Genomic DNA, 24,810 nt, shown 5'->3' with positions numbered 1-24,810 from the left:
TATTGACAGATACACATCGAATTCAACTTGAACTAGATCATGCAAAAGAAACGCAAGCACTATTTGGACCGAACGATTCCCACTTGAAAATTATCGAAAATGCCCTCCAAATTTCAATCGTAACAAGAGGAGAAAAAGTCATCGTCAAAGGCAGCCAAGAGACATCGCTTCTTGTAGAACGCATTCTTACTACGCTGCTTCAGCTTATTCAAAATGGCATCAACGTATCGGAAAGAGATGTTGTTTATGCGATCCAGCTTGGCCAGAAAGGGTTAATTGATCAACTGCTGGAATTGTATGATGAGGAAATTACGGCAAGTTATAAGGGAAAGCCGATTCGAGTGAAAACACTGGGCCAGCAACACTATGTAAAGGCAATTTATAAACATGACCTCGTATTTGGCATTGGCCCGGCAGGTACTGGGAAAACGTATTTGGCTGTTGTTATGGCCGTAGCAGCTATGAAACAAAATAAACTAAAGCGCATTATTTTAACGAGGCCTGCTGTGGAAGCTGGCGAAAGCCTCGGTTTTTTACCTGGAGATTTAAAGGAAAAGGTCGATCCATATCTGCGGCCGTTGTATGATGCCCTTCACGACGTATTAGGTGTTGAACATACCGAACGCCTTATTGAGCGTGGGACGATTGAAATCGCTCCACTAGCATACATGAGAGGCCGAACTCTAGATGATGCATTTGTTATATTGGATGAAGCTCAAAATACAACGCCCGAACAAATGAAAATGTTCCTTACGAGACTCGGTTTCGGTTCAAAAATGGTTATAACCGGTGACATTTCCCAAATCGACTTGCCGAAGGGAAAGGAATCTGGCTTGAAAGTGGCCGAAAAAGTGTTAGAGAATGTAGACGGGATTTCTTTCGTCTATTTACAAGGTTCAGATGTGGTCCGCCATCCGCTCGTACAGCGAATTATTGCGGCTTATGAACAGAATAAAGAATAATTTGAGACCTGCAAAGGTCTTTTTTATATTGGAAAAACGATATTGACCTTCCAACACTATATCGAACATGGTAGACTTTGAATATAGTTCAAGGTGGTGAGGTGACAGAGGTGAAACTCTATTTTATACCGTGGCTGAAATCGTATTTCTCAAAAAAAAGTAATCAAATTGTTGTTGGTTTCTTTTACTTTTTGATTGCCCTCATCATGTATGTAAGTTTGCTCCAAAATATTTTGCCGGAGAAGATGGATATTTCTCTTTATAGTGTTGCCGAAAAGGATATTGCATCTCCGGTTACGATTGAAAACAAGCAAGCGACAATTGAAAAACAAAACGAAGCTGTAGAAGAAGTTGAACCCGAATATACAGACAAGCCGGAAATTGCACAAACACAAGTAGAAAAAGCCGAAGACTTTTTCGAGTTGATCGGAAAAATAAATGGAGAGGCAGCTTCCTCTGGTGATGAAGAACAGACAAAGACCCCAACATCAATTGATGACAAATTGAAAGAATTAAAAGAATTGCTGTCGCATTCTGTCAGTGAACTATCGGATGATACATTAAAAACATTTTTGTCTGCAACCTCAACACAGACTGCCATATCAAAAGATCTAATTATTAAAACAGTAAGGGATCTTCAAAATGAAAGGATTACAGTTGATCAATTAACCGACGTAAAAAAAGAAGCGGAAAAAAGGGTGCAAGATGCAAATTTAAATGCCGATGTTCGAAAAGCATCAGCGGAATTAACGAAATCTTTAATTGTCCCAAACTATTTCATTGATACGGAGGCAACAAAGCTTAAACGCCAAAAAGTTGTCGAGTCTGTGAGCCCTGTCATGATACGCCAAGGACAAATTATTGTGAGGGAAGGGCAAGTGATAAATCGCGACGTCCTTCAACAGCTTGAAGTGGTTGGTTTGCTTGATGATCGGTTGAACGTTTATCCTTTTTTTGGCCTTGCGCTTTTCGTCATTCTTCTTACTGTATTTCTTGCTTTTTTTCTACAAGATGCCAAGACACATTATAAACAACGCCATCTTCTGCTTTATGGGACGATATTTTTTCTTACGATCTTTGTTTTTAAGACGGTCAGCCTTTTTGACGAATACTCGAAAGGCATTGCTTATCTTCTTCCTGCAGCAATGGGGACAATGCTTATCAAGCTATTAATGAATGAACGCCTGGCCATTGCGTCTGGACTTGTTTTTGCTATGACAGGAAGTATATTATTTAATACAGAGACAGTTGGTACATTCCATGGAGAATTTGGCCTTTATATTTTGTGCAGTTCATTTGCCGCGATTTTTTACTTAGGCAAACACAATATCCGTTCAAAGATTTTAAAAGCCGGGTTCGTTGTGTCCATTGTGAATATGGCTGTGATTCTAATGATTAGTATGCTTAGAAAAGGCCAAATTGATTGGATGGAGTTAAGCGTGAATTGTGGATATGCCTTTCTTTCCGGCTTTCTGGCGGCTGTACTGACGCTTGGTCTCATGCCTTTTTTTGAAGCGGGATTTCGGATTTTATCAACGACGAAATTAATTGAGCTTTCTAATCCCAATCACCCATTGCTGCGAAAATTGCTTATGGAAGCGCCCGGCACGTATCATCATAGTGTCATGGTGGCTAATTTAGCGGAGGCTGCATGTGAAGCGGTTGGTGCGAACGGCCTTTTGGCAAGAGTCGGTTCGTATTATCATGACGTAGGGAAAACGAAGCGGCCCCATTTTTTTATTGAAAACCAAATGAATATGGAGAACCCACATGATAAAATTGCCCCTCAGTTAAGCAAGACGATTATTGTTGCCCATGCTTACGATGGAGCGGACATGTTAAGGGCTCATAAATTGCCGAAGGAAATTGTCGATATTGCGGAACAGCACCACGGCACAACATTGTTGAAATTTTTTTACCATAAGGCGAACTCGGCAGCCGAAGTGAAGGTTCCCGAATCGGACTTTAGGTATCCCGGGCCAAAAGCACAGACGAAAGAAACAGCAATTATTGGGATATCTGATGGTGTTGAAGCAGCAGTTCGCTCAATTGCGAAACCTACACCGGTAAAGATTGAATCATTAGTTAGAAAAATTATTAATGATCGGCTCGAGGACGGACAGTTTGATGAATGTGATATAACATTAAAGGAACTTGATGTAGTGGCGAAAACAATATGTGAAACGCTTCAAGGGATTTTTCATTCTAGAATTGAATATCCGGAAGATCTAAAGAAGAAGGTGAATGCATAGTGGGTTTGTTCGTCCATTGCTTAGATGAAACGGAAATGGTGCAACCCGAAGAATGTGAACTTGTCGAGAAGCTTCTTCTTACTGCAGCAAAATTAGAACAGGTAACAGGGGCTGCAGAAGTATCGGTCACCTTTGTCGACAATGACAGAATTCAAGCGATTAACAAAGAATACCGCGGTATTGATCAGCCGACTGATGTTTTATCATTTGCTCTTGAAGAGATGGAAGAGGATGAAATCGAAGTTGCAGGGGGAAATCTCCCTAGGCTTCTTGGCGATATCATCATCTCTATTCCAAAAGCAAGGCAGCAGGCAGAGGAATATCACCATTCGTTCCATAGAGAACTTGGATTTTTAGCTGTCCATGGCTTTTTACATTTGCTCGGTTACGATCATATGACAGAAGAAGATGAAAAAGAAATGTTTACAAAACAAGAGGGTATTCTTGATGAATTTGGGCTCACGCGGTAAAAAGGATTACACACTTTTTGATGCATTTCGCAGCGCCTTTTCCGGTATTATTTTTTCTTTTAAAACGGAGAGGAATATGCGTATCCATTTGCTGGCGGCGATCATTGTTATTGTCAGCGGCTTCTTTTTTTCGATTACGAATGTCGAGTGGATGGTTCTTATTTTGGTCATTGCCATTACCATTGCGCTTGAGCTTGTCAATACAGCAATTGAAAACGCAGTCGATTTGATCACAGCCCAGGAGCATCCGGTTGCCAAAGCTGCTAAAGATATTGCCGCTGGGGCGGTCCTTATCTTTTGTATCGCAAGTGTAGGAATTGGGCTAATCATTTTTATTCCTTATATCATTGAACGATTTTTTATGTAAGGAATAAAATAATGGAAAGGAATAGCGAAGATGAAGGAAAAATTAATTGAAGCTGCGAAAAAAGCAAGACATCTTGCCTATGCCCCGTATTCGAATTTTCCCGTTGGGGCAGCGCTCATGGGAGAGAACGGAAAAATTTACATGGGCGGCAACATTGAAAATGCTGCTTTCAGCTTATGCAACTGTGCAGAAAGAACGGTATTGTTTAAAGCTTATTCCGAAGGGGAAAAACGCTATGCTGCACTTGCCGTTGCCGCAAAAACGGATCAGCCGGTTTCGCCATGTGGCGCATGCCGGCAAGTGATGGCCGAACTATGTGAACCTGACATGCCAGTTTTCTTAACGAATGGTAAAGGAGAAGCTTATGAAACAACAGTGTCTAAACTACTTCCATATGCTTTTTCAAGAAAGGATTTGAACAATGGATAATGAAAATTTCAAATCTGGTTTTGTTGCATTAATCGGCCGTCCAAATGTCGGAAAATCAACGCTTCTGAATGCCATTCTTGGCCAAAAAGTTGCCATTATGAGTGATAAGCCCCAAACCACTCGAAATAAAATTCAAGGTGTCTATACAACAAAAGAAGCTCAAGTGATTTTCATTGATACGCCGGGAATACACAAGCCTAAACATCGGCTTGGGGAATTTATGACAAAAGTTGCGGAAAAAACGTTAAAAGAAGTGGATCTCGTGCTTTTCTTAGTGAATGCGGAAGAAGAGTTGGGGAAAGGCGATGAGTACATTATTGAACGCCTAAAGAATATCGACCGCCCGATATTTTTAGTTATCAATAAAATTGACAAGGTCCATCCCGATACATTACTCCCATTCATTGAAAGGTACCGTAATGAAATCGAATATACTGAAGTCATCCCGATCTCTGCTTTAAACGGCAACAATGTTTCGACTCTTTTAAATGAAATCATCAATAAACTGGAAGTTGGGCCGAAATATTATCCGGATGATCAAATTTCAGATCACCCGGAACACTTCATCGTAGCTGAAATGATTCGTGAAAAAGTACTTCACTTAACACGTGAAGAAGTACCCCATTCTGTGGCGGTAACGATTGAACAAATGAAAAAACGGGAAAATAAAGAGATCATTGATATTCACGCAACGATTATCGTCGAAAGAGCTTCTCAAAAAGGGATTATTATCGGCAAAAACGGCCAAATGCTTCGTAATATTGGTACCCGGGCAAGGCGTGATATTGAAATGATTCTCGGCAATAAAGTATTTCTTGATCTTTGGGTAAAAGTTCAAGAAGATTGGAGAAACCGAGGGAGATTGTTAAAGGAGTATGGCTTTGACAGCGATCAATACTGATCAAGGTTTCGGATCTTTTTATTCACTTTTTTCAGAGATAATTTTGTCAAATTTTATATAACATCGTCTGCAAGAAATATGGTCAATCTAAAAAATGAGGGAACAAATGAAAGGCGGGATTTTTCTTGTTAGATTTCACTTGGAAGTTTTTTTGTATGACAGGAAACATCGATACCTATCTGCTTTTTAAAGAAATGGAAGGTTTCAACGAACTTGATAACGAAGTACAAGTTGAGGATGAGACTGAAAATGGTTCCACTTTGCATTGATTCATTGCTTGCATTGAAAAGACGTTTTCACAACAAAACAGCGTGGTGAAAAATGTGTTAAAGAAAGGCGAAGGGATTATCATTCGTACGACCGATTACGGTGAGTCGAATAAAATTCTCACAGTTTATACGAAAGAATTCGGGAAAATAGGCATGATGGCGAGAGGCGCAAAAAAACCGAATAGCCGCCTCTCTTCTGTTTCACAATTGTTTACATATGGCAGTTTTTTATATCATTCATCAAGAGGTCTTGGCACATTATCTCAAGGAGAGGCCATCCACTCATTTCGTGCGATCCGGGAAGATTTATTTAAAACGGCTTATGCAGCATATACCGTGGAATTAATCGATAAATTAACAGAGGAAAATGTTCCGAATCCATCGCTTTTCAAATTGCTCTATCATACGCTTTATTATATTAATGAAAATTATGATATGGAAGTCGTCACATTTATATTTGAAACGAAAATGCTTGCCGTTGCAGGTATTGCACCATATTTGGATGGATGTGTGAATTGCAAAAGAGAAGAAGGGCCCTTTGCTTTTTCGGTTAGAGAAGGCGGGTTTCTATGCCAGCGTTGCTTCTATTTGGACGATAACCGCATTCCACTAACTGAAGCTTCCCAAAAATTATTAAGGCTCTTTTTGCATTTTAATTTAAAAAGGCTTGGAACGATTTCATTAAAAGAAAAAACAAAACAAGAAATTAAGCTTATTCTTGATAAATATTATGAAGCTTATTCGGGTTTGTACATAAAATCAAAACGGTTTTTAGAGCAGCTAGACAAGTTATAAAAACGCCTGTGAAAGATCGTGCCGCAACATGGAGCCAAACGTAGGCGTATATCTATTTGAACCTAAGAAACGTTTTTCTTTTCAAAAATTCTTGGAATGTCGTATCATTAGAGTACGTGTTCAAAAAGGGGAACAACGAGAGGAAGCTGATGTAGAAATTTGCAGCCTATTAGGGAGTTCGGCTAAATGCATCACTTTCTGTGATAACGTCGAACTGACTTACCTCCTGTAAGTCCTGTAAGCCTCCGGATTTTTTGAACATCCTTTTAAAGGTAGAGAATGCGTGTGCATGAAAGCAGGTGACGACCTATCGAACTTTCGAAACGACAAGAACAAATTTTGCAAATCGTGAAAGACAAAGCGCCAATAACCGGCGAAAAAATTGCAGAATTGTTAAATTTAACGAGAGCGACGCTTCGCCCCGATTTGGCAATCTTGACGATGGCTGGCTATCTTGACGCAAGGCCTAGGGTTGGGTATTTTTATACCGGCAAAACCGGCTCCCAGCTTTTAACAGAAAAAATTAAAAAAATTAAAGTCCATGAATTTCAGTCTCTCCCTGTTGTCGTACAAGAATCAGCTTCTGTTTATGATGCGATTACCACAATGTTTCTTGAAGATGTCGGTACATTATTTATTGTAGATGAAAAATCGAAACTAGCTGGAGTTGTATCGAGAAAAGATTTGCTTCGGGCAAGCCTCGGCCAACAAAATTTAAACCAAATCCCGGTTAATATTATTATGACAAGGATGCCGAATGTAGCTGTTTGTTATAAAGATGACCATCTCATAGAGGTTGCCAGGCAATTAATCGAAAGACAAATCGATGCGATGCCAGTCGTTGAAAAAATAGATAATGATGGATTTGAAGTCATTGGGAGAGTGACAAAAACAAATATTACGAAAGCTCTAGTCGATTTAGCGGTCGATGAACTTATCTGATAGAGAGTGGCAATGGAGGAGATTTTGCATGACAGATAATCATAACGGGCGAGTCGTTGTTTACGTCATATCTGATTCAGTGGGTGAAACGGCAGATTTAGTCGTAAAAGCCGCAGCAAGCCAATTTCAATCGACTGACATTGAAGTGAGAAGGGTGCCTTATGTCGAAGATAGAGAAACCGTACGTGAAATCGTCTCTTTGGCAAAAGAGGCTGGCGCAATCATTGCTTTTACACTTGTCTTGCCGGAAATAAAGAAATATTTGTTAGAACTCGCTGAAGAATCTAAAGTTAAGGCAGTGGATATTATCGGGCCAATGATGAATACGCTGGAATCCCTTATTAAAAAGCAACCACTCCAAGAACCCGGTCTCGTCCATAAACTAGATGAAGAATATTTCCGTAAAATTGAAGCCATTGAATTCGCGGTCAAATATGATGACGGACGGGATCCGAGAGGAATATTGCGTGCCGATATTGTTTTAATTGGCGTATCCCGCACATCGAAAACGCCGCTTTCTCAATATTTGGCCCTTAAACGCTTGAAGGTTGCAAATGTTCCAATCGTTCCAGAGGTGCGGCCTCCTGAAGAATTGTTTAAAGTGCCAGTAAACAAATGCATTGGGTTAAAAATCAGTCCTGAAAAATTGAACCACATCCGCAAAGAACGGTTAAAGGCGCTTGGTTTGAATGCTGATGCGAACTATGCAAAGCTCGACCGTATTAAAAAAGAACTGGCATATTTTGATGAAGTTACTGAAAAAATTGGCTGCGGAGTTATCGATGTATCCAATAAGGCGGTTGAAGAGACAGCAAACCTTATTTTAAAACATTATAAACATTAACACGCAAAGATAGATTTACCCCTCATTATTTTTATAAGCATACATAAAATCTTAGCAAGATTTGTGTGTGTGATTTTTTTTTTTTGCATCTTTCTAGATTTTTTTAATACAATGGGTTAAAATTAAACATTGTGATCTAAATTTTTACGAATAAAATAAGAAAGAATTGTTTACAATGGTTCAAAAGTAATAATTACTGTATAAATAAGGAGGATTTTTCTTTTACTCTTAGAATTAATTTATGAGAGAGAAAAAAACAAACTCAATTTATGTCGAAGCATAGGCTTGCCCGGTCGTTTTACGGGATTTTTTATTGGGTAAGAGTGGTGAAAAAGAAACGATTTTGTCGCATTTTGCCACACCAAACAGCTCAACAATTTCGATCGGTTTCTGTTGAATAATCGTTGATTCCACGTTGAGGCGGCAGATATATATATCGCCAATCGTGTAAAAAAGGAGATATTGTCTTGACAATTGATCTAGGCCTGACCGCTCTTATCCTTCCTGAAAACGTTTATGCCGCTTCACCTTTGGGTATTATGTACACGAACAATACGAGTGGCATCTATCCAAAAAAACCATCCGTTTTGGGAAAGAAGAAAAGGATCCCAAAAAATACAATTTGGAAATTTAAGTCGATTTATCAACGATCGAAAAAATTTTGTCAAAAGAAGGACTTTGCTAATATATCTAGAATCATATTACTTAGAATCGTAGCATGTAATGAATAATGAACGGTGATAGAATGGGAAATCGAATTCCTGAAGAAACGATTGAAAAAATTCGCCGCACGGTTGACATTGTTGACATTGTCTCTGAGTACATTCCGCTCAAAAAGCAAGGCAGAAATTATTTCGGTTTATGCCCATTTCACGGTGAAAAAACACCCTCGTTTTCAGTAGCGCCAGACAAACAAATTTTTCATTGTTTTGGGTGTAAAGCAGGAGGAAATGTTTATACTTTTTTGATGGATATTGAAGGCTGGTCATTTTTGGAGGCCGTTCACCATCTGGCGGAAAAGGCAGGAATCGATGTTCCGAAGAACGTTGATAGCCAGGCGCCAGCAGGAGGCAACTCCAAACATTTGGACACCATGAAAAAGATGCATGGCCTGCTTGCTAAACTTTATCACTACTGCCTTACTGAAACAGACTTTGGCAAAGACGCACTTGCTTATTTGGATAAACGAGGCATTGCCAAAAATACGATCGAAACGTTTCAAATTGGATTTTCGCCGGACTCCTGGGAATTTTCAACAAGTTTTCTAGCAAGAAGAGGCTTCTCTTTGGATGATGCTGAAAAAGCCGGGCTTTTATCAAAACGAAATTTTGACGGTAAACTGTTTGACCGCTTTCGAAATCGGATCATGTTTCCAATCCAAAACGCGAAAGGCGAAACCATCGCGTTCGGAGCAAGAATCCTTGGAAAAGGCGAACCGAAATATTTAAATAGCCCGGAAACACCGATTTTTAATAAAAGCAAAACGTTATATGGACTTCATTTGGCGCGCTCAAGTATTCGCTCTAAACGCCAAGCTGTGCTCTTTGAAGGATATATCGATGTCATTTCTGCCTGGAAAGCCGGTGTAACCAATGCGGTTGCGACGCTTGGCACTTCTCTTACAGAGGAGCAGGCGAAACAGATTCGAAGAACAGCTGAAACAGTAGTTGTTTGCTACGATTCAGATGAAGCCGGAGTGTCAGCCGCTCTCCGGGCGTCGGAAGTCCTTGAAAGCGCTGGTTGTTATGTAAAAATCGCTAAAATGCCCGATGGCTATGACCCAGACGATTATATTCAGACATACGGTCCAAAAAAATTTCTTGGTGAAGTCATTGCGCAGGCGTCGACACAAATGTCTTTTAAAATGGAGACGCTTCGCCGTGGGAAAAACCTTTTGGATGAAGGGGAACGTATTCGTTATGTCGAAGAAGTGCTGCAAGAAATTAGCCGTCTTCCAAAGGCGGTTGAACGCGACCACTATTTAAGACAGCTTGCCGATGAATTCTCCCTTTCCCTAGACGCTCTTAAGAAGCAGCAATTTCAATATTATTTGCAGTCGAAAAGAAAAATGGATAAAGACTTTAATATGAGAAATGCTAAGTCAGAGAAAAGTTTAGCGGCAAACCGCCTTTTGCCAGCTTACCAAAATGCTGAACGTTTACTTTTAGCCCATATGATGAAAAGCGATGAAGTTGCATATAAAGTAAGAGAAGCAATTGGCGGTTCATTCAACGTTGAAGCGCACAGTGCGTTGGCAGCCTATATTTACGCTTTTTATGAAAAGGGCTATCTTCCGAATGTCAGTGCTTTATTGGAAACGATTGATGATAAACAAGTACTTCAAACAGCATCAGAGCTGGCAATTATCGAACTCAATGATGAGTTATCCGATGAAGAGCTTCAAGATTATATCCATTCGGTTGAAACTTATCCAAAATGGCTAAGTATAAAAGAAAAAGTGAAAGAGAAGAATGAAGCTGAGCGAAGAAATGATTTTATTGCAGCTGCCCAAATCGCAAAAGAAATTATCGAAATGAAAAAAGCTTTGAAAATGGATAAACATGGGTTGCCATAATAGATTGAGTGTTCAAGTAGTCTGGAAGGAGGGGATCGAATGGCAGAGAATCCAATGCGGCAAGAAGCAGAAGGTGATCTAACCATCGATCAAGTAAAGGAACAAGTCGTTGAACTTGGCAAAAAAACAGGTATTTTAACTTATTCTACTATTTCCGAGAAGCTCGCTTCATTTGAACAAGAACCCGAACAAATGGATGAGTTTTATGACTTTCTGGAAGAACAGGGCATCGAAGTGATAGAAGATACGGATGAGCCTAGTTTGCAGGAGGCTGAGAAAGAAGAAGAATTTGATTTAAATGATTTAAGTGTTCCGCCAGGAGTAAAAATCAACGATCCGGTTCGTATGTATTTAAAAGAAATTGGCCGAGTTGATTTATTATCAGCAGAGGAAGAAATTGAGCTTGCAAAGCGGATTGAACAAGGCGACGAAGAAGCAAAACGCCGCTTAGCTGAAGCGAATTTACGTCTCGTTGTCAGTATTGCAAAACGATACGTTGGCCGTGGCATGCTTTTCTTGGACTTAATTCAGGAAGGAAATATGGGATTAATTAAAGCCGTTGAGAAATTTGATTATCGCAAAGGCTTTAAGTTTAGTACGTATGCGACATGGTGGATTCGCCAAGCGATTACAAGGGCGATTGCGGATCAAGCCAGAACAATTCGCATTCCTGTCCATATGGTCGAAACAATTAATAAGCTCATCCGCGTACAAAGGCAGCTTTTGCAAGATTTAGGAAGAGAACCTACTCCAGAAGAAATTGGAAAAGAGATGGACTTATCTACCGAAAAAGTGCGTGAAATTCTTAAAATTGCCCAAGAACCAGTTTCTTTAGAAACGCCGATCGGCGAGGAAGACGATTCTCATCTCGGTGACTTCATTGAAGATCAAGAAGCTTTAGCCCCTTCAGATGCGGCGGCATATGAGCTTCTGAAGGAACAGCTTGAAGACGTACTTGACACATTGACAGACCGTGAAGAAAATGTCTTGCGCCTGCGTTTTGGTTTAGACGATGGCAGAACACGGACGCTCGAAGAGGTCGGAAAAGTCTTCGGAGTCACCCGGGAACGAATCCGTCAAATCGAGGCGAAAGCGTTAAGAAAATTACGCCATCCGAGCCGAAGCAAACGTCTAAAAGATTTTCTCGATTAACCAATTTAGTTTACTTCCTAATAGTGCGTGTTCAAAAAGGAGGACGGCTTTTTGAACAATCTCTAACAGGGAGTAAACTATTCTTTTTTATTATTCTACTCACTTTCTTTTTCTTTTGCAAATCGATTGAAAAACAATAACAGCGAAACGAAGTTCTTGAATAATTCATGACATTACCTGAAAAAACATATGAAAGGCTTTTCTTCTTGTCTATAATCAAGTAAAATATATAAGTGGTTTCTATCTATACATATTTTTAAAAAAACGCAGCAAACTTAATCGCATAAGGAGGAAAATCACAATGATGCGCAATCCGATTATTCCGTATCTTATCACCGGTATTGTTGGAATCTTACTTGTTATTATCCTTTCTTCTTTCGGTATTCACCAAATGAACGAGGAAGCCGGTGGTGAAAAGGAAGAATTGGCTAGTCCTGAAGAAATTTTTCAGCAGAATTGTTCTTCTTGCCATGGTGGCGAATTGGAAGGCGGTATGGGGCCGGCACTTAATAAGGTTGGTGCTAAGTATGATGCTGAACAAATTGCCGACATTATCCAAAACGGTAAAGGGTCGGGCATGCCTGCCGGGCTAGTTACTGGAGAAGCACAGCAACTGCTTGCTGAATGGCTCGCAGAACATAAATAAATATTGAAAAATGTAAGCTTTCCGATCAATTATTGGAAAGCTTATTTTTTACGGTGTGTAACTATTTTGAATAGAAAATTAGGTGATCGCAGTGAACGAAAAAAAATTATCGCAGCGGCTGGAATGTGTGGCAAGTTTTTTGCTTCCGGGAAAAAGATTAGCCGATATTGGCAGTGATCACGCATATCTTCCATGCTATGCTTATTTAAAAGGCGTTGTGCCCTTTGCAATCGCTGGTGAAGTAAACGAAGGCCCTTTTCTTTCAGCAAAAGAGCTCGTGAATAAGCTCGGACTGTCAGATTATATATCTGTTCGGCTCGGCAATGGCCTTAGCGTTGTAGAGAATGGAGAAGTTCAGCAAATTACAATTGCCGGTATGGGGGGCGGTTTGATTCGCTCAATCCTTGAAAAAGGGAAAACGAAGCTGAATCATGCTGAGCGGCTAATCTTACAGCCGAATGTCGCTGCAGACAACGTAAGAAGATGGCTCTATAACAATCATTGGAAGTTGATTCATGAAGAAATTTTAGAAGAAGACAAAAAAATTTACGAAGTGCTTGTTGCTGAGCCGGGGAAATGGAAAGTAGATCGTGAAAATATAGAAAAAACAATGATGTTCGGTCCTTATTTATTAAAAGATAAAAACGAGGCATTCCAAAAAAAATGGCAGATTGAATTAGAAAAAAGCGAGTTCATTTTAGCGAATCTAAACAACGCCGCTAGATCGGATGAATTAGCCCGCAAAAAGAACGAAGTGTTCAAACAAATTAAGCTTATCAAGGAGGTTCTATCATGAAATTTGTAAATGGACAGCATTTAATTCAGCTTTTCGAACAATTTAGCCCGAAAACTTATGCTTTAGAAGGGGACAAAATCGGCTTGCAAGTTGGAACATTGAATAAACCGGTAAAAAAAGTAATGATTGCACTTGATGTACTTGAAGAAGTGGTAGATGAAGCGATCGCAGAACAAGTCGATTTTATCATCGCACATCATCCGCTCATTTACCGTCCTTTGAAAAAAATTGATATGGGAACAACGTATGGGAGAATCGTTGAAAAATTAGTAAAGAACGACATTACTGTATATGCTGCCCATACGAATCTTGATGTAGCCAAAGGCGGCGTGAACGATCTTCTTGCAGAAGCACTTCAATTGGAGAATTGCGAAGTGCTTGTTCCGACTGTGGAAATTCCTTTTAAAAAATTAGCTGTTTTTGTACCAGAATCTGACACAGAGAAGGCAAGGCAGGCAATTGGCGATGCAGGAGCGGGTGCGATAGGCAATTACAGCCATTGCAGCTTTATGAGCAAGGGAACGGGCTCATTTCGGCCGGGTGATGAGAGCAACCCTCATATAGGCGAGCATGGAAAACAAGAATTTGTCGGTGAAGTGAAAATTGAAAGCATCTTCCCTGAAAATATAGAGAAAAAGGTCGTCCAAGCGATGCTAAAGGCACACCCCTATGAAGAGGTTGCCTATGATTTGTACACTCTTTCGAATACTGGAGAACAATTGGGACTGGGAAGAATAGGAACACTGCCAGAGGAAATGACATTACGGGAATTTGCCGATCATGTCAAAAAGTCATTTTCAGTGAAAGGTGTAAGGGCAATCGGCAAGTTAGATGCGAAAGTAAAAAAAGTGGCAGTTCTTGGCGGCGATGGGAACAAATATGTTTCGCAAGCAAAAATGAAAGGGGCCGACGTCTATGTAACGGGTGATCTTTATTACCATGTTGCTCATGATGCAATAATGGAAGATTTAAATATCATTGATCCCGGCCACAATGTTGAAAAAGTAATGAAAGAAGGAATCAAGCTTCGTTTGTCCCAAGTATTAGAGGACAACAAATACTCAACAGAAGTTATTGCATCAAAAATAAACACCGATCCATTTATTTTTCTTTAACTTTGGCTTGTATCACATCCAAAATGAATGATGATGGGGGTGTTCTTATTTATGAAGATAATTTGCCGAAAGTGTAATGTAGAAATTTCAAAACAAGTTAAGGAATTGGATGACTTATCATTACTTAACGAAAATGATGGTAAAGACTATATCCCGGAAGGATTTTTTATAGTTGATAAAGATGAAGAAAATATTGGAACAAAAGGGAACATTATTATAAATCTAAAGGATTTAATTAATTCAAACTACCACCCAGATGAAAGTAGACTAAATGGTTGTTGTGGTAATGACGGATTAGATGGTTTAAACAGGGTTTGCGTCAATAATCACGAAATTGGAACAGAGAATTCTGACTGCTGGATGCCACATTTTATTGCATTAGAACCGCATTTAGTTAAATTGGTTAATAACTAAAGCATATGTTTATTGCACTAAAAAGGGCGTTAGTTGAATAAGAATGGAGGAAACCCTATTTATTAGGGTTTCTTTAAATTTTTATGCAATTATCAACATTAAAATTTAACAGAGCCTTAATTTAAAAAAAGCTGCACTACATCACTTATATATAGTGGTGTACTTTTTTGTTTATTAGCCTTCAATGAAGCAATAGTAAATCTATTTTTACTATTCTTTAAATTGTGTATAATGTAATTGAGCGAACGTTCACTCGTGATTGTTTAGTCATTGAATTTACGAGGAGGATTTAGATTATGAGAAAATCCAGCATTATTTTCTTTGAAAGAAAATTCCCAAGTGCAAACATGATCCTTATTAAGGATCAGCTCTCGATCCTTATTGATACTGGTTTCGGGAGTGATGTGAAAGATACGGAACAATTAATTAAAGAAGTAGGCGTTTCACCAGAAGAATTACACCTTATTGTGAACACGCACTATCATAGTGACCATGTAGGAGGCAATTTTCATCTTCAGAAAAATTATGGTGTTGCGATTGCTGCATATAAATGGGAAGCCAATTTAATTAATTCTTGTGACCCTGAAGCCTGTAGTGCAGAATGGTTAGATCAGCCAGTAGAACCTTATCGAATCGATACAAAACTCTCAGATAACGATGAGATTCATACAGGAAGTAGAACGTTGAAAGTCTTGCACACACCGGGACATACGTTGGGGCATATTTCTTTATATGAACCTGAAGAAGAGATATTAATTTGTGGGGATCTCTTTCACAAAAATGATATCGGATGGTTAAATATCTTTCGGGAGGGTGTTGCATCAATCCAACGATCGTTGGAAAGTTTGGATCGGTTGTCCAGGCTCCGGATCGGACATGCATATTCAGGACATGGGCCCCAAATAGACAATCCGGTCGCTTCCATTGATGCAGCAAGAAAACGATTTGAAAAGTGGCTCAAGGCACCAGAAAAGATTTCATGGCACGCCTGCAAAAGGATTTTTTCATTCACATTAATCATTAAAAACGGATTAGCAAAAGAAGAAATCGATAACTACCTTCTAAAGTGTGGTTGGTTCCAAGATTTTGCACGCTACGCTTTCCAGCTTCATCCAGAAGAATTTATACAAATCCTACTTGATGAAATGATTCGTTCGGGAGCGGCAATTTGGCACAATAAATATTTAATCGCCACGGCCCCATACCAAGCACCACAAAAGAAATGGATGGATAAGAACATCAAACCAAGAGGTTGGAAGCCTCAAGATTTTCTCACATAATTAAAAAGGTGGGATGGGGGCTTTCTATAATTCCGCAATAATCGACTATATGCTATTTAATTTATAAAGGGGAGAATACAATTGTCTTTAAAAGTAGGCGATATCATTTCATTTGAACGGACATTCACAAAAGAAGATGTTGAAGTATTTACAAAAATATCTTGGGATAAGGGAAGTCACCATATGAATCCTGATGAACAGGGGAGACTTGTCGTTCAAGGGTTGTTGACTGCTACATTACCTACAAAAATTGGTGGAGATAACAATGTGCTGGCTCGTACGATGAATTTTGAGTTTTTGAGACCAGTCTTTACTGGAGATACAATAGGATGTGAAGCAACAATTGAGAAGTTTGAAAAGCAAGATAATAACCGAATATCTATTTCGGCATCTTTCCTATGCACAAATCAGAATGAGAAGCGAGTATTGAGAGGAAACTTCGCGGGAGTAATATTATTATAATGCCATAGGGTAAAAACTAAATGAGATCCTACGCAGTACAAAAAGGATAGATGAAAGCAGGTATTTCTCCCTTACATCTATCCTTTTTGAAGTGCAGTTTAAATTTAAGTAGTCTTTTGGACTTTTACTTTCGGTAGAATTTTCGAAAGTGGAACTTTTTTCTCTGTTGGCCACGTTGAAGGATCATTTGGATCGTATTTTTCGAGATAAGCGATCACTTCCTTCGTAATTGGAGTGGGTGTACTTGCGCCAGATGTAACGGCGACTTTTTTGACGCCATCAAGCCATTCCTGCTTAATTTCAGTTACGTCACCGATTCTGTAAGCTCTTGTACCTGCTATTTCTTCAGATACTTGGGCAAGGCGGTTCGAGTTGTTGCTTTTTGGATCGCCTACTACAAGAAGTAAATCTGCTTCACTGGCTTGTTTTGCCACAGCTTCCTGGCGGACTTGCGTTGCCATGCATATTTCCTTATGGACTTCCGCGTGAGGGAATTTCTCTTTAATCTTGTCCATTACATGAAGGACATCCCATTGGCTCATTGTTGTTTGGTTTGTAATAATCAATTTATCATTCGTTAAGTTAAAATTATCTACATCTCCTTCGTTTTCAATGAGATGGACGGCGTGGGGCGCAACACCAATCGCTCCCTCCGGTTCGGGATGGCCCTTCTTTCCAATATAGATGACGTCATAGCCTTGTTCCGTTTTTTCTTTAATCAAGTTATGTGTATTTGTTACATCAGGGCAAGTGGCATCCAAACAGGTAAGCCCTTTTTCTTTTGCTAGTTTTTTTACTTCAGGAGATACCCCATGGGCAGTAAAAATAACAGTGCCTTTATCCACTTTTTTTAATATATCCAGCCGATTTTCTCCATCAAGCGAAATAATCCCTTCCTCAGAGAAAGCGTCAGTTACGTGTTTATTGTGAACAATCATACCTAGTATATAAATCGGTCTTGGCAGCGATTTATCCATAGCCGCGTTTTTGGCAATGACCATTGCATCAACAACCCCATAGCAATAGCCGCGCGGTGAAATTTTAATGACATCCATCCGATCACTCCCCTAGATCCCTTTTTTGAAAAATAAATATAAATTGGCCGTCCGCCAATTCAATCAAATCCTACTTCTCATCTTTATATTATACGGGAGTAACCATTGGAAGACAATGAAAGGAGTACCTAACTGGAGATTCTGAAAATGGGTCTTCTTGATTTCAAATATAAAGTTTTGGCACTGATTCCCCAGTTTTTTCAGTTTTTTGTGTTTTTTTCTTAGGTTCTTCTTTTTCTTTTCCATTTGCTGATTTAGAAGTTCTTTTTTTTGGGCGTTTCGGTTTTTTTTCTTTTTCCTCTTCCTCTTCTAATTCTTCATCATCTTCATCTTCATCGGAAGAATCTTTAAATAATGAGAGCAGTGCCGGAGCGCTTTTAATTAGTGGACCATATTGTTGAATCATCGGCGTGACTTGCTCAGCCATGTTCAGCGCTTTTTGAATATTGCCAAGTAAAGATTCTATGTTGATTGAACCAAGCCCGGAGGCAGCGGATCCCGCTGCACCTGCGCCCGTACCTGCAGCTGAACCCCCTCCTAACAATTTGCCTAAAAACCCCGTGGCTCCTTGTTGGGTTGCGGGAATCGCATTAGAAACCGGGACTTGAGGCATTTGGCCATACATAAATGGGTTAGGCCCTTGCATTGGACCAGGGAAAAATCCGTTCAAAACAAACCCTCCATTCCGTACCAAGTGAGTAATCCTAATTATTAATATGCTTGTTATAAAAGTGGGGTGTTGGATCTAAGTAAAATGGGCATTTACACTTTGAACACGCATCATTATTTGTGTACCGTTTGGATCATCTACTTTTATTGTGTAAAATATAGAAAGTCAAAAAAGAACGGGGGCATTGCATTGAACAATACAAAATTTAGGAAATTCCATTTTAAAGCGTTTATATTAGAAGCGCTTGGTAAGCAGCACTTTCATGAACCGACTGAAATTCAAGAACGATTAATCCCTTCTATATTGAACGGGTCCAGCGCGATCGGACAGTCCCAGACAGGTACAGGTAAAACGCTTGCTTATTTGCTTCCGATTATTGAACGGATTGACCCTGTAATGAATGAATGCCAAGCGATCATAACAGCACCTACCAGAGAATTGGCAGATCAAATTTATAAAGAATTCCTGAAATTTTTGCCTGAAAAAGAAAACGGTTATCGGGTAAAAAAAATTGTCGGCGGTACAGATCGCAGGCGGATGATTGAAAAATTAAAAAACGTTCCACACGTTGTGATTGGAACACCCGGCAGAATATCCGATTTAGTAAAAAACAATGCGCTTGATATATACACTGCTTATATGTTGGTTGTTGACGAAGCCGATCAAATGCTTGACATGGGCTTTCTTGAAGAGGTTGATTACATTGCGGCACGCATGGCTGAAAAGCTGCAAATGCTCGTTTTTTCTGCAACAATTCCTGAAAAAATGCAGCCTTTTTTGAAAAAGTACATGCAAAATCCAAAATTTGTCCAAATTGAACCAAAACAAGCTGCGGCAAAAGAAATTGAGCACTTATTACTTCCATCCAGACATCGAGATGTAAGCAAGCTTGTCGTTGAAATCTCCAAGGCAATTCATCCGTTTTTAGCCTTAATTTTTGCAAATACGAAAACAAAAGCGGACGAAATTAGTTCTGCCATGCTGGAAAATGGATGTAAAGTTGAAACATTGCATGGGGGTCTGGCGCCAAGGGAACGGAAGCAGGCTATGAAAAGGATTGAGCGACTCGAATGCCAGTATGTTGTGGCAACAGACCTTGCGTCACGAGGAATTGACATAAAGGGAGTGAGCCATGTCATTAATGCCGAGATGCCGGAGGACATCGATTTTTATATTCACCGGGTGGGCAGAACCGGAAGAGCGGGAGCTAGCGGAACAGCAATCACAATCTACCAACAAGAAGATGAAAGCAAGCTCCGGGCATTGGAAAAAAGAGGCATTCGATTTTGCCATGTCGATCTAAAAAATGGAGAATGGATTGAAATGAATAAAAGAAAGGAACACAAAGCTACAATACATGAACCGAAAATTACCCTTCCAAAGCCGAAAAAAATAAAGCCGGGCTATAAGAAAAAATTAAAAAAAAGCCAGGAAAGGCAACACAAGAAGCGGCGCTAAAGCAAGATGCTAGGATCGAATATAATATGATGCGTGATTCCTGTTTCACAACTTTCTATAGTGTATAATTGGGGAGGAGAGGAGAAGATAGATGATGTTAAAACTAGGTTCACACGTATCAATGAGCGGAAAAAAAATGCTGCTTGCTTCAAGTGAAGAAGCCATTTCTTATGGATCAAATACATTCATGATTTATACAGGCGCCCCACAAAATACGAGAAGAAAACCAATCGATGAATTGAATATAGAAGCTGGAAAAGCGCATATGTCTGATCATGGGATTGAAGAAATTGTTGTTCACGCACCATATATTATTAATATCGCGAATACAACGAAGCCAGCGACGTTCCGGTTAGGGGTTGACTTTCTGCGATCAGAAATCGAACGAACTGAAGCAATTGGTGCAAAGCAAATCGTCCTTCATCCAGGGGCGCATGTCGGCGCAGGGCCTGAAGAAGGAATCAAAAAAATCATTGAAGGCTTAAATGAAGTCTTGACAAATAATCAAGATGTCAATATTGCGTTAGAGACAATGGCTGGCAAAGGCTCAGAATGTGGACGAACATTTGATGAGCTGGCGAGAATTATTGATGGGGTCACCCATAATGAACATTTGACAATTTGTTTCGATACTTGCCATACTCATGACGCGGGCTATAATATTGCCGAAGATTTTGACGGTGTCCTAAATGAATTCGACAAAATTATCGGGATGGACCGTTTGAAAGTACTGCATATAAATGATAGTAAAAATCCGATGGGATCCCAAAAAGACCGCCATGAAAACATTGGTTTTGGCTATATTGGATTTGATGCTTTACAATACATCGTCCATCATCCACAGCTTACGTCTATTCCAAAAATTTTAGAGACGCCATATGTAGGAACAGATAAAAAGAATAAGAAACCTCCATATAAGCTGGAGATTGAAATGTTGCGTTCCAAAAATTTTAATGAAAAAATGAAGGAAATGCTTTTAGACTTGTAGAAGATAGCTATAACAAATAAAACCGATACTCAAAGTGGGGTATCGGTTTAAGTAAGATTATTCATAAAGCGGGCCAATAATTTCTGAACTTGTTTCATTGCATTCGGATTTACTTCTCTTTTTATTTTTAATAAGATTTTATTGATTTGTTTTTGGTTTGCAATATTTACCCTTTCTTTTCTTAAAATTGAAATGACTTTTTGCGCCTCGCCTTTTGATATGTGGATACCGTAATCAGAAGATAATTGAACAAGCTCACCAGCAGTTATGTTATTGATTTTATGATTAATCATTTGTTGTAAAAAAGCCTGATTCACTTATTTCACCTCACTCTACTTTACTTTATGAAAAAAAACAAAAATCAGTGAAACGGATTGATACATATTTTCAAAAATGGAAGTTGCTGTATAATAAAATTAATATGATATCTGTTATCCTCCTATCGAAAATAGATGGCAATGTTTTTTAAAAGGGGAGATTATTGCGTGCACTCATATTTAGATGAACTTATATCAACAGGTGATGAGGACTTCTTTTCAGATTTGCTTATCGCGTGTATGATAATAGAAGACGGAATCATTGTGAAATGCAATGAGTTTGCATTGTCTTCCTTTGCGTTAGACGATAAAAAAGATTTAGAAAGAAAAAGCTTTTCTCTTTTTTTAAACAGCCGGCCAGTGGCCAAAGTAATTGAACAATTAATGAGTGAAATCTCTGGCAAACGAAACATGGCGTCGACCATTTACAAAAAAAACAGCGGCACTTATTTTTTGCGGGTAAAACGAATGAAAGGAAACCGTATTTTCGTTACGATTCAGGATCGGACTTTTGAGGAGCAATACGATCAATTGCTTCTGAACAAAATGCAGCTTGAATCTGTTTCACATCTTGCTGCAGGCGTGGCCCATGAATTAAGAAATCCACTTTCGGTTATCCAAGGATTTATACAATTATCGAATGTGACAGGGAATTTCAAAAAGTATTACCAAACCATCCTTTCTGAAATAAAGCGAATGAATCATATTATTGAGGACTTTTTATCTGTAGCAAGGAAAAAAGTGGATAAACGCCATATGACTCCTCATGAATTGCTTAATTCAATCACGGCTTTGATTCATTCAGAGTGCTTGCTGCACAACATTAATTTCGACTACAAGTTATGCAGCACTGAAGGGTATTTGTATGTAAATGAGAGCATGATTAAACAAGTGATGCTTAATTTGCTTAGAAACTCGATTGAAGCATGCAGTGAAATACCAAAAAAATGCGTTTTTCGTTTGCACGCGGGCGATGTTAATGGCAAATTTTTTATTGTAATAGAAGATAATGGGCCTGGAATGAGTGAACAAGTCATGGCAGAATTGGGCAATCCTTTCTATACGACGAAAGACACAGGTACAGGGATAGGTATTCCTATGTGTAAAAAAATAATCAAAGAACATGATGGAATATTTAAAATTGATAGCGCACAAAACAAAGGAACTAAAATAACCATTCAATTGCCGCTAGTAAAAAAATTGGAAAACCAATATTCATGAATGTTTTAAAATCTAAGAAACCGAAATAAAATATTCTTATTTCGGCTTCTTTTCATTTTTCATGCTCGTTAAAATGTCACCTGTCCAGCCTTTTTTATAGAGCCACCAATAAATGGCTGCTGACATCATGATGATAACGACCCAGGCAAATAAATAGCCGTATTTCCATTTGAATTCAGGTATATATTCAAAATTCATTCCCCAAATAGCGCCAAGAGCCGAAATAGGTGTGAATAAAACGGTAAAAACGGTGAGTGCTTTTATAATTTCATTGCCTCGGTACGAGTATAGGTTCATGTTCATACGGAGCAGTGTTTCAATTTGACCTTCATAATGGGAGAGCAAATTCATCGTGCGTTTTAACCTTAGTTTGGTTCTTTTAAATGTTTCGGTGTTTAAATCTTCAAGGAAAGCTTCTTCAACTGCAGTTAAAATCTCTTCAATCGGGATCACTAACTGTTTTAGAAAGAGCATCTCAGATCGATGCTCGAAGATTTTTTCAAGGGATTTGCCGTTGTTTTTAAAATGGATCGCTTTTTCAAGATCAATCAAATGCTCTTCAAAATCGTCAATGCCTTGCAGGAAGGTATGTAAAAGTTCTCCAATAAGAATCAAAAAACCTTCAGAACCATCTCTGCAACGATCCAACCGATTCAACAATTTATTTTTATTCACATTTTCCAGAAAATCCAAGTCAAGATTTATAGTAAGGAGCTTATCTTTTGAAACCTTATAATGAAAAAGTTTATTTACCTCCGGATTATCTGGATCTTGCGAATAATTTAGAGATCCGATAACAAAAGGAACGCCGTATTCATTTGTGTCAACATATAAAAAATTTGTTTCAGTATTTAACTGGTTTTTGATCCAAACCTCAGTTTTGCCGAAATCCTCCTTTAACTCCTGAAGGGAATCCTCATTAATTAAATGAAAATCAAACCATTTCCACCCTTCTTTAAATTGAAAAACATCATTTTTCTCTTGATCCATATCCTTCACCACCTTCTCATCAATATCAATTAAAATTCCCTTAATCTTTGTGCAAAAAACCTGTTTTAGTTTAACGAATCATATATTGGGGAAACGTAGAAAAAGAATGATTGAAAGGTTGGCTAGGTAAATGGAAATCGTTTTTATTCTCATTTATATGGCGATCATCGGTTTCATCATTGAAATTGCAACATTTCTTCTTCAATTGACTGGGATTGACAAAAAAGTTTCCCGCTATCAATCGATTTCCATGCTTACAAACACAGGCTTTACAACCGATGAAGCAAAGTTAATAGCGGATCATCCTGTCCGTCGGAAAATCAGCGCTTTTCTTATCCTGTTCGGCGCTTTTTCATTAGCTGTTCTTATCTCTGTATTAAGCAATTATCTTTCCGATGATCTTCGTTTGCCAAGAATGTTTATCATCTTACTTGTGGTAGCTCTCGTATTTTTATTGCTCAAAACAAAAATGATCACTACAATTCTTCAGAAAAAGTTAAAAGGAAATTTGGAAGAGCATTTTGAAATGGACGAACTGCCGATTAAAGATGTGTTGTATTTAAAAGATAATGATTTTTTGACAAAAATCAGCATTTCTAAAGACTCATCATTAATTGGTAAAAGGAGCGTGGAAGTTATAAAAGATGATGAAGATATTTTTCTCTTATGTATAGAGAGAGGAGAAGAGGTCATTCGAAAATACCTTTATGAAGAGACGATAAAGGAAGGCGATGTTTTGTTTGTTTATGGAAATCGCCATGATATAAAGAGGAGATTTGCTGACGAAATAAAAGGCGGAAACCAACAAACGGCTGGTTAAATTCTAATTTGAAATGATTGGCATCTATAAAGAATGGTGGATAAGCCCCATACTAAAAATGCTCCTAAATTCAAGAAAGTGGGGGATGAAGATGAAAGAGGAAGAATTTCAAAGCGAAAAACCAAAAAACGAAGAGAATCCTGAGCAACGTCATCGCTTTTTAGAAGAAACTGCTGCTGAAGTTGTACCGATCCAAGATGGAAGGCAACATGAATATGATCGACAACGCCATCTAGAAGAGGATAAAGAGGAAAATACAAAGGTCGATGCAAAAAGCAGTATCGGGATTTTCGCACTCGTTTTGTCGATTCTTTCACTTCTGTTTATGCCAATCATATTAGGAGCTGCAGGCATTATCGTTGGCTTTTTGGCAAAAAGGCGTGATGCCAACACAATGGGAAACTGGGCAATTGTCATAGGTGCCGTTTCAATCATTGTCAGCCTCTTTTTCTCACCCTTTATCTAATAAGAAAAAACGCCTTGTGTTTTTCTGGGAAGTGAAAGGTGAGGTTAGATTAGAATAAATTGGTGAACTGCCAATTTATACTTCAAAAGAGGCTGGGACATAACTAGCCAAAAGTAGTAAATAAAAAGGTTCCAAGCAAATCAAAAGTTTGCTT

General features: G+C 38.8%; 28 protein-coding genes. 24 read left to right on the top strand and 4 right to left on the bottom strand.

Annotated elements, in window-relative coordinates; all coding sequences use genetic code 11:
• Positions 1-2 precede the first annotated feature (2 nt).
• From DCC39_RS05490 to DCC39_RS05395, 19 genes are all read left to right on the top strand, one after another.
• Positions 3-962, top strand: coding sequence for a PhoH family protein (locus DCC39_RS05490; RefSeq protein ID WP_116553885.1), 960 nt, complete (start codon positions 3-5; stop codon positions 960-962).
• Positions 963-1,063: 101 nt separating this feature from the next.
• Entirely contained in the window at positions 1,064-3,214 is a 2,151-nt protein-coding gene (locus tag DCC39_RS05485; protein WP_240613547.1) for an HD family phosphohydrolase, read from the top strand.
• A gap of 35 nt (positions 3,215-3,249) precedes the next feature.
• The gene (ybeY, locus tag DCC39_RS05480; RefSeq protein WP_240613553.1) at positions 3,250-3,684 is read left to right on the top strand and encodes an rRNA maturation RNase YbeY; all 435 of its coding nucleotides are present in this window, start codon (positions 3,250-3,252) and stop codon (positions 3,682-3,684) included.
• Positions 3,662-4,051, top strand: a complete 390-nt coding sequence (locus tag DCC39_RS05475) for a diacylglycerol kinase family protein (RefSeq protein ID WP_116553883.1) — start codon at positions 3,662-3,664, stop codon at positions 4,049-4,051. Before ybeY ends, DCC39_RS05475 begins: the two co-directional genes overlap by 23 nt.
• Before the next feature lie 30 nt (positions 4,052-4,081).
• Positions 4,082-4,480: a cytidine deaminase gene (locus DCC39_RS05470; protein ID WP_116553882.1), complete on the top strand. Its 399-nt coding sequence runs from the start codon at positions 4,082-4,084 to the stop codon at positions 4,478-4,480.
• Entirely contained in the window at positions 4,473-5,381 is a 909-nt protein-coding gene (gene era, locus DCC39_RS05465; RefSeq protein WP_116553881.1) for a GTPase Era, read from the top strand. The genes DCC39_RS05470 and era overlap by 8 nt, the downstream gene beginning before the upstream one ends.
• A gap of 125 nt (positions 5,382-5,506) precedes the next feature.
• Positions 5,507-5,650, top strand: a complete 144-nt coding sequence (locus DCC39_RS05460; RefSeq protein WP_116553880.1) for a YqzL family protein — start codon at positions 5,507-5,509, stop codon at positions 5,648-5,650.
• Positions 5,651-5,704: 54 nt separating this feature from the next.
• Positions 5,705-6,445, top strand: coding sequence for a DNA repair protein RecO (gene recO / locus DCC39_RS05455; protein ID WP_116553879.1), 741 nt, complete (start codon positions 5,705-5,707; stop codon positions 6,443-6,445).
• A gap of 309 nt (positions 6,446-6,754) precedes the next feature.
• Entirely contained in the window at positions 6,755-7,387 is a 633-nt protein-coding gene (locus tag DCC39_RS05450) for a helix-turn-helix transcriptional regulator (RefSeq protein WP_240613552.1), read from the top strand.
• A 28-nt stretch (positions 7,388-7,415) separates the two neighbouring features.
• Positions 7,416-8,231 (top strand): pyruvate, water dikinase regulatory protein, encoded by an 816-nt coding sequence (locus DCC39_RS05445; protein ID WP_116553877.1) that lies wholly within the window; start codon positions 7,416-7,418, stop codon positions 8,229-8,231.
• 431 nt (positions 8,232-8,662) lie between these two features.
• Positions 8,663-8,962 carry a DUF188 domain-containing protein gene (locus tag DCC39_RS19780; RefSeq protein WP_116553875.1) on the top strand — a complete coding sequence of 100 codons (300 nt, stop codon included), beginning with the start codon at positions 8,663-8,665 and terminating at the stop codon, positions 8,960-8,962.
• 14 nt (positions 8,963-8,976) lie between these two features.
• The gene (dnaG, locus tag DCC39_RS05430; protein ID WP_116553962.1) at positions 8,977-10,806 is read left to right on the top strand and encodes a DNA primase; all 1,830 of its coding nucleotides are present in this window, start codon (positions 8,977-8,979) and stop codon (positions 10,804-10,806) included.
• A gap of 39 nt (positions 10,807-10,845) precedes the next feature.
• Entirely contained in the window at positions 10,846-11,958 is a 1,113-nt protein-coding gene (gene rpoD, locus DCC39_RS05425; protein ID WP_116553874.1) for an RNA polymerase sigma factor RpoD, read from the top strand.
• A gap of 301 nt (positions 11,959-12,259) precedes the next feature.
• Positions 12,260-12,604 carry a cytochrome c550 gene (gene cccA, locus DCC39_RS05420; RefSeq protein ID WP_116553873.1) on the top strand — a complete coding sequence of 115 codons (345 nt, stop codon included), beginning with the start codon at positions 12,260-12,262 and terminating at the stop codon, positions 12,602-12,604.
• Between the two features lie 91 nt (positions 12,605-12,695).
• Positions 12,696-13,400, top strand: a complete 705-nt coding sequence (locus DCC39_RS05415) for a tRNA (adenine(22)-N(1))-methyltransferase (protein WP_116553872.1) — start codon at positions 12,696-12,698, stop codon at positions 13,398-13,400.
• Entirely contained in the window at positions 13,397-14,515 is a 1,119-nt protein-coding gene (locus DCC39_RS05410) for a Nif3-like dinuclear metal center hexameric protein (RefSeq protein ID WP_116553871.1), read from the top strand. Before DCC39_RS05415 ends, DCC39_RS05410 begins: the two co-directional genes overlap by 4 nt.
• A gap of 51 nt (positions 14,516-14,566) precedes the next feature.
• Positions 14,567-14,929 carry a hypothetical protein gene (locus DCC39_RS05405; protein WP_116553870.1) on the top strand — a complete coding sequence of 121 codons (363 nt, stop codon included), beginning with the start codon at positions 14,567-14,569 and terminating at the stop codon, positions 14,927-14,929.
• 296 nt (positions 14,930-15,225) lie between these two features.
• On the top strand, positions 15,226-16,209 hold the full coding sequence (locus tag DCC39_RS05400; protein WP_116553869.1) for an MBL fold metallo-hydrolase: 984 nt from the start codon (positions 15,226-15,228) through the stop codon (positions 16,207-16,209).
• A gap of 81 nt (positions 16,210-16,290) precedes the next feature.
• On the top strand, positions 16,291-16,671 hold the full coding sequence (locus tag DCC39_RS05395) for a hotdog family protein (protein ID WP_116553868.1): 381 nt from the start codon (positions 16,291-16,293) through the stop codon (positions 16,669-16,671).
• Positions 16,672-16,775: 104 nt separating this feature from the next.
• Here DCC39_RS05395 and DCC39_RS05390 read toward each other — a convergent pair whose 3' ends face one another.
• Both DCC39_RS05390 and vrrA read right to left on the bottom strand, forming a co-directional pair.
• Positions 16,776-17,726: a 4-hydroxy-3-methylbut-2-enyl diphosphate reductase gene (locus DCC39_RS05390; RefSeq protein WP_116553867.1), complete on the bottom strand. Its 951-nt coding sequence runs from the start codon at positions 17,724-17,726 to the stop codon at positions 16,776-16,778.
• Positions 17,727-17,889: 163 nt separating this feature from the next.
• On the bottom strand, positions 17,890-18,396 hold the full coding sequence (gene vrrA / locus DCC39_RS05385; protein WP_116553866.1) for a VrrA/YqfQ family protein: 507 nt from the start codon (positions 18,394-18,396) through the stop codon (positions 17,890-17,892).
• 189 nt (positions 18,397-18,585) lie between these two features.
• Between vrrA and DCC39_RS05380 the strand changes: the two genes are divergently transcribed.
• Together DCC39_RS05380 and DCC39_RS05375 are read left to right on the top strand one after the other, a co-directional pair.
• The gene (locus DCC39_RS05380) at positions 18,586-19,854 is read left to right on the top strand and encodes a DEAD/DEAH box helicase (protein ID WP_240613546.1); all 1,269 of its coding nucleotides are present in this window, start codon (positions 18,586-18,588) and stop codon (positions 19,852-19,854) included.
• A gap of 94 nt (positions 19,855-19,948) precedes the next feature.
• Positions 19,949-20,842: a deoxyribonuclease IV gene (locus tag DCC39_RS05375; RefSeq protein WP_116553961.1), complete on the top strand. Its 894-nt coding sequence runs from the start codon at positions 19,949-19,951 to the stop codon at positions 20,840-20,842.
• A gap of 47 nt (positions 20,843-20,889) precedes the next feature.
• Here the strand turns inward: DCC39_RS05375 and DCC39_RS05370 are convergent, their stop codons facing one another.
• Positions 20,890-21,159, bottom strand: a complete 270-nt coding sequence (locus DCC39_RS05370; protein ID WP_116553864.1) for a DUF2624 family protein — start codon at positions 21,157-21,159, stop codon at positions 20,890-20,892.
• 168 nt (positions 21,160-21,327) lie between these two features.
• Between DCC39_RS05370 and DCC39_RS05365 the strand changes: the two genes are divergently transcribed.
• Positions 21,328-22,380: a two-component system sensor histidine kinase NtrB gene (locus DCC39_RS05365; RefSeq protein WP_165820783.1), complete on the top strand. Its 1,053-nt coding sequence runs from the start codon at positions 21,328-21,330 to the stop codon at positions 22,378-22,380.
• A gap of 36 nt (positions 22,381-22,416) precedes the next feature.
• Here the strand turns inward: DCC39_RS05365 and DCC39_RS05360 are convergent, their stop codons facing one another.
• Positions 22,417-23,370 (bottom strand): magnesium transporter CorA family protein, encoded by a 954-nt coding sequence (locus tag DCC39_RS05360; protein ID WP_116553862.1) that lies wholly within the window; start codon positions 23,368-23,370, stop codon positions 22,417-22,419.
• 130 nt (positions 23,371-23,500) lie between these two features.
• Here DCC39_RS05360 and DCC39_RS05355 point away from each other — a divergent pair, with 130 nt between their 5' ends.
• Together DCC39_RS05355 and DCC39_RS05350 are read left to right on the top strand one after the other, a co-directional pair.
• Complete coding sequence (locus tag DCC39_RS05355) at positions 23,501-24,190, top strand: TrkA C-terminal domain-containing protein (protein ID WP_116553861.1); 690 nt, start codon at positions 23,501-23,503, stop codon at positions 24,188-24,190.
• A gap of 91 nt (positions 24,191-24,281) precedes the next feature.
• Positions 24,282-24,656 (top strand): DUF308 domain-containing protein, encoded by a 375-nt coding sequence (locus tag DCC39_RS05350; RefSeq protein WP_116553860.1) that lies wholly within the window; start codon positions 24,282-24,284, stop codon positions 24,654-24,656.
• The last annotated feature ends 154 nt before the right edge of the window (positions 24,657-24,810 follow it).

This window comes from Pueribacillus theae (assembly GCF_003097615.1).
Classification (GTDB): domain Bacteria; phylum Bacillota; class Bacilli; order Bacillales; family UBA6769; genus Pueribacillus; species Pueribacillus theae.
The sequence above is the reverse complement of the archived record's forward strand: the minus strand, read 5'-3'. Positions and strand labels throughout refer to the sequence as shown.

Coding starts and splice junctions, on each gene's coding strand:
- ybeY (WP_240613553.1), top strand. CDS start 3,250: ATGGTGCAACCCGAAGAATGTGAACTTGTCGAGAAGCTTCTTCTTACT.
- DCC39_RS05475 (WP_116553883.1), top strand. CDS start 3,662: ATGAATTTGGGCTCACGCGGTAAAAAGGATTACACACTTTTTGATGCA.
- DCC39_RS05470 (WP_116553882.1), top strand. CDS start 4,082: ATGAAGGAAAAATTAATTGAAGCTGCGAAAAAAGCAAGACATCTTGCC.
- era (WP_116553881.1), top strand. CDS start 4,473: ATGGATAATGAAAATTTCAAATCTGGTTTTGTTGCATTAATCGGCCGT.
- DCC39_RS05445 (WP_116553877.1), top strand. CDS start 7,416: ATGACAGATAATCATAACGGGCGAGTCGTTGTTTACGTCATATCTGAT.
- dnaG (WP_116553962.1), top strand. CDS start 8,977: ATGGGAAATCGAATTCCTGAAGAAACGATTGAAAAAATTCGCCGCACG.
- rpoD (WP_116553874.1), top strand. CDS start 10,846: ATGGCAGAGAATCCAATGCGGCAAGAAGCAGAAGGTGATCTAACCATC.
- cccA (WP_116553873.1), top strand. CDS start 12,260: ATGATGCGCAATCCGATTATTCCGTATCTTATCACCGGTATTGTTGGA.
- DCC39_RS05410 (WP_116553871.1), top strand. CDS start 13,397: ATGAAATTTGTAAATGGACAGCATTTAATTCAGCTTTTCGAACAATTT.
- DCC39_RS05405 (WP_116553870.1), top strand. CDS start 14,567: ATGAAGATAATTTGCCGAAAGTGTAATGTAGAAATTTCAAAACAAGTT.
- DCC39_RS05400 (WP_116553869.1), top strand. CDS start 15,226: ATGAGAAAATCCAGCATTATTTTCTTTGAAAGAAAATTCCCAAGTGCA.
- DCC39_RS05390 (WP_116553867.1), bottom strand. CDS start 17,726: ATGGATGTCATTAAAATTTCACCGCGCGGCTATTGCTATGGGGTTGTT.
- DCC39_RS05375 (WP_116553961.1), top strand. CDS start 19,949: ATGTTAAAACTAGGTTCACACGTATCAATGAGCGGAAAAAAAATGCTG.
- DCC39_RS05360 (WP_116553862.1), bottom strand. CDS start 23,370: ATGGATCAAGAGAAAAATGATGTTTTTCAATTTAAAGAAGGGTGGAAA.
- DCC39_RS05355 (WP_116553861.1), top strand. CDS start 23,501: ATGGAAATCGTTTTTATTCTCATTTATATGGCGATCATCGGTTTCATC.
- DCC39_RS05350 (WP_116553860.1), top strand. CDS start 24,282: ATGAAAGAGGAAGAATTTCAAAGCGAAAAACCAAAAAACGAAGAGAAT.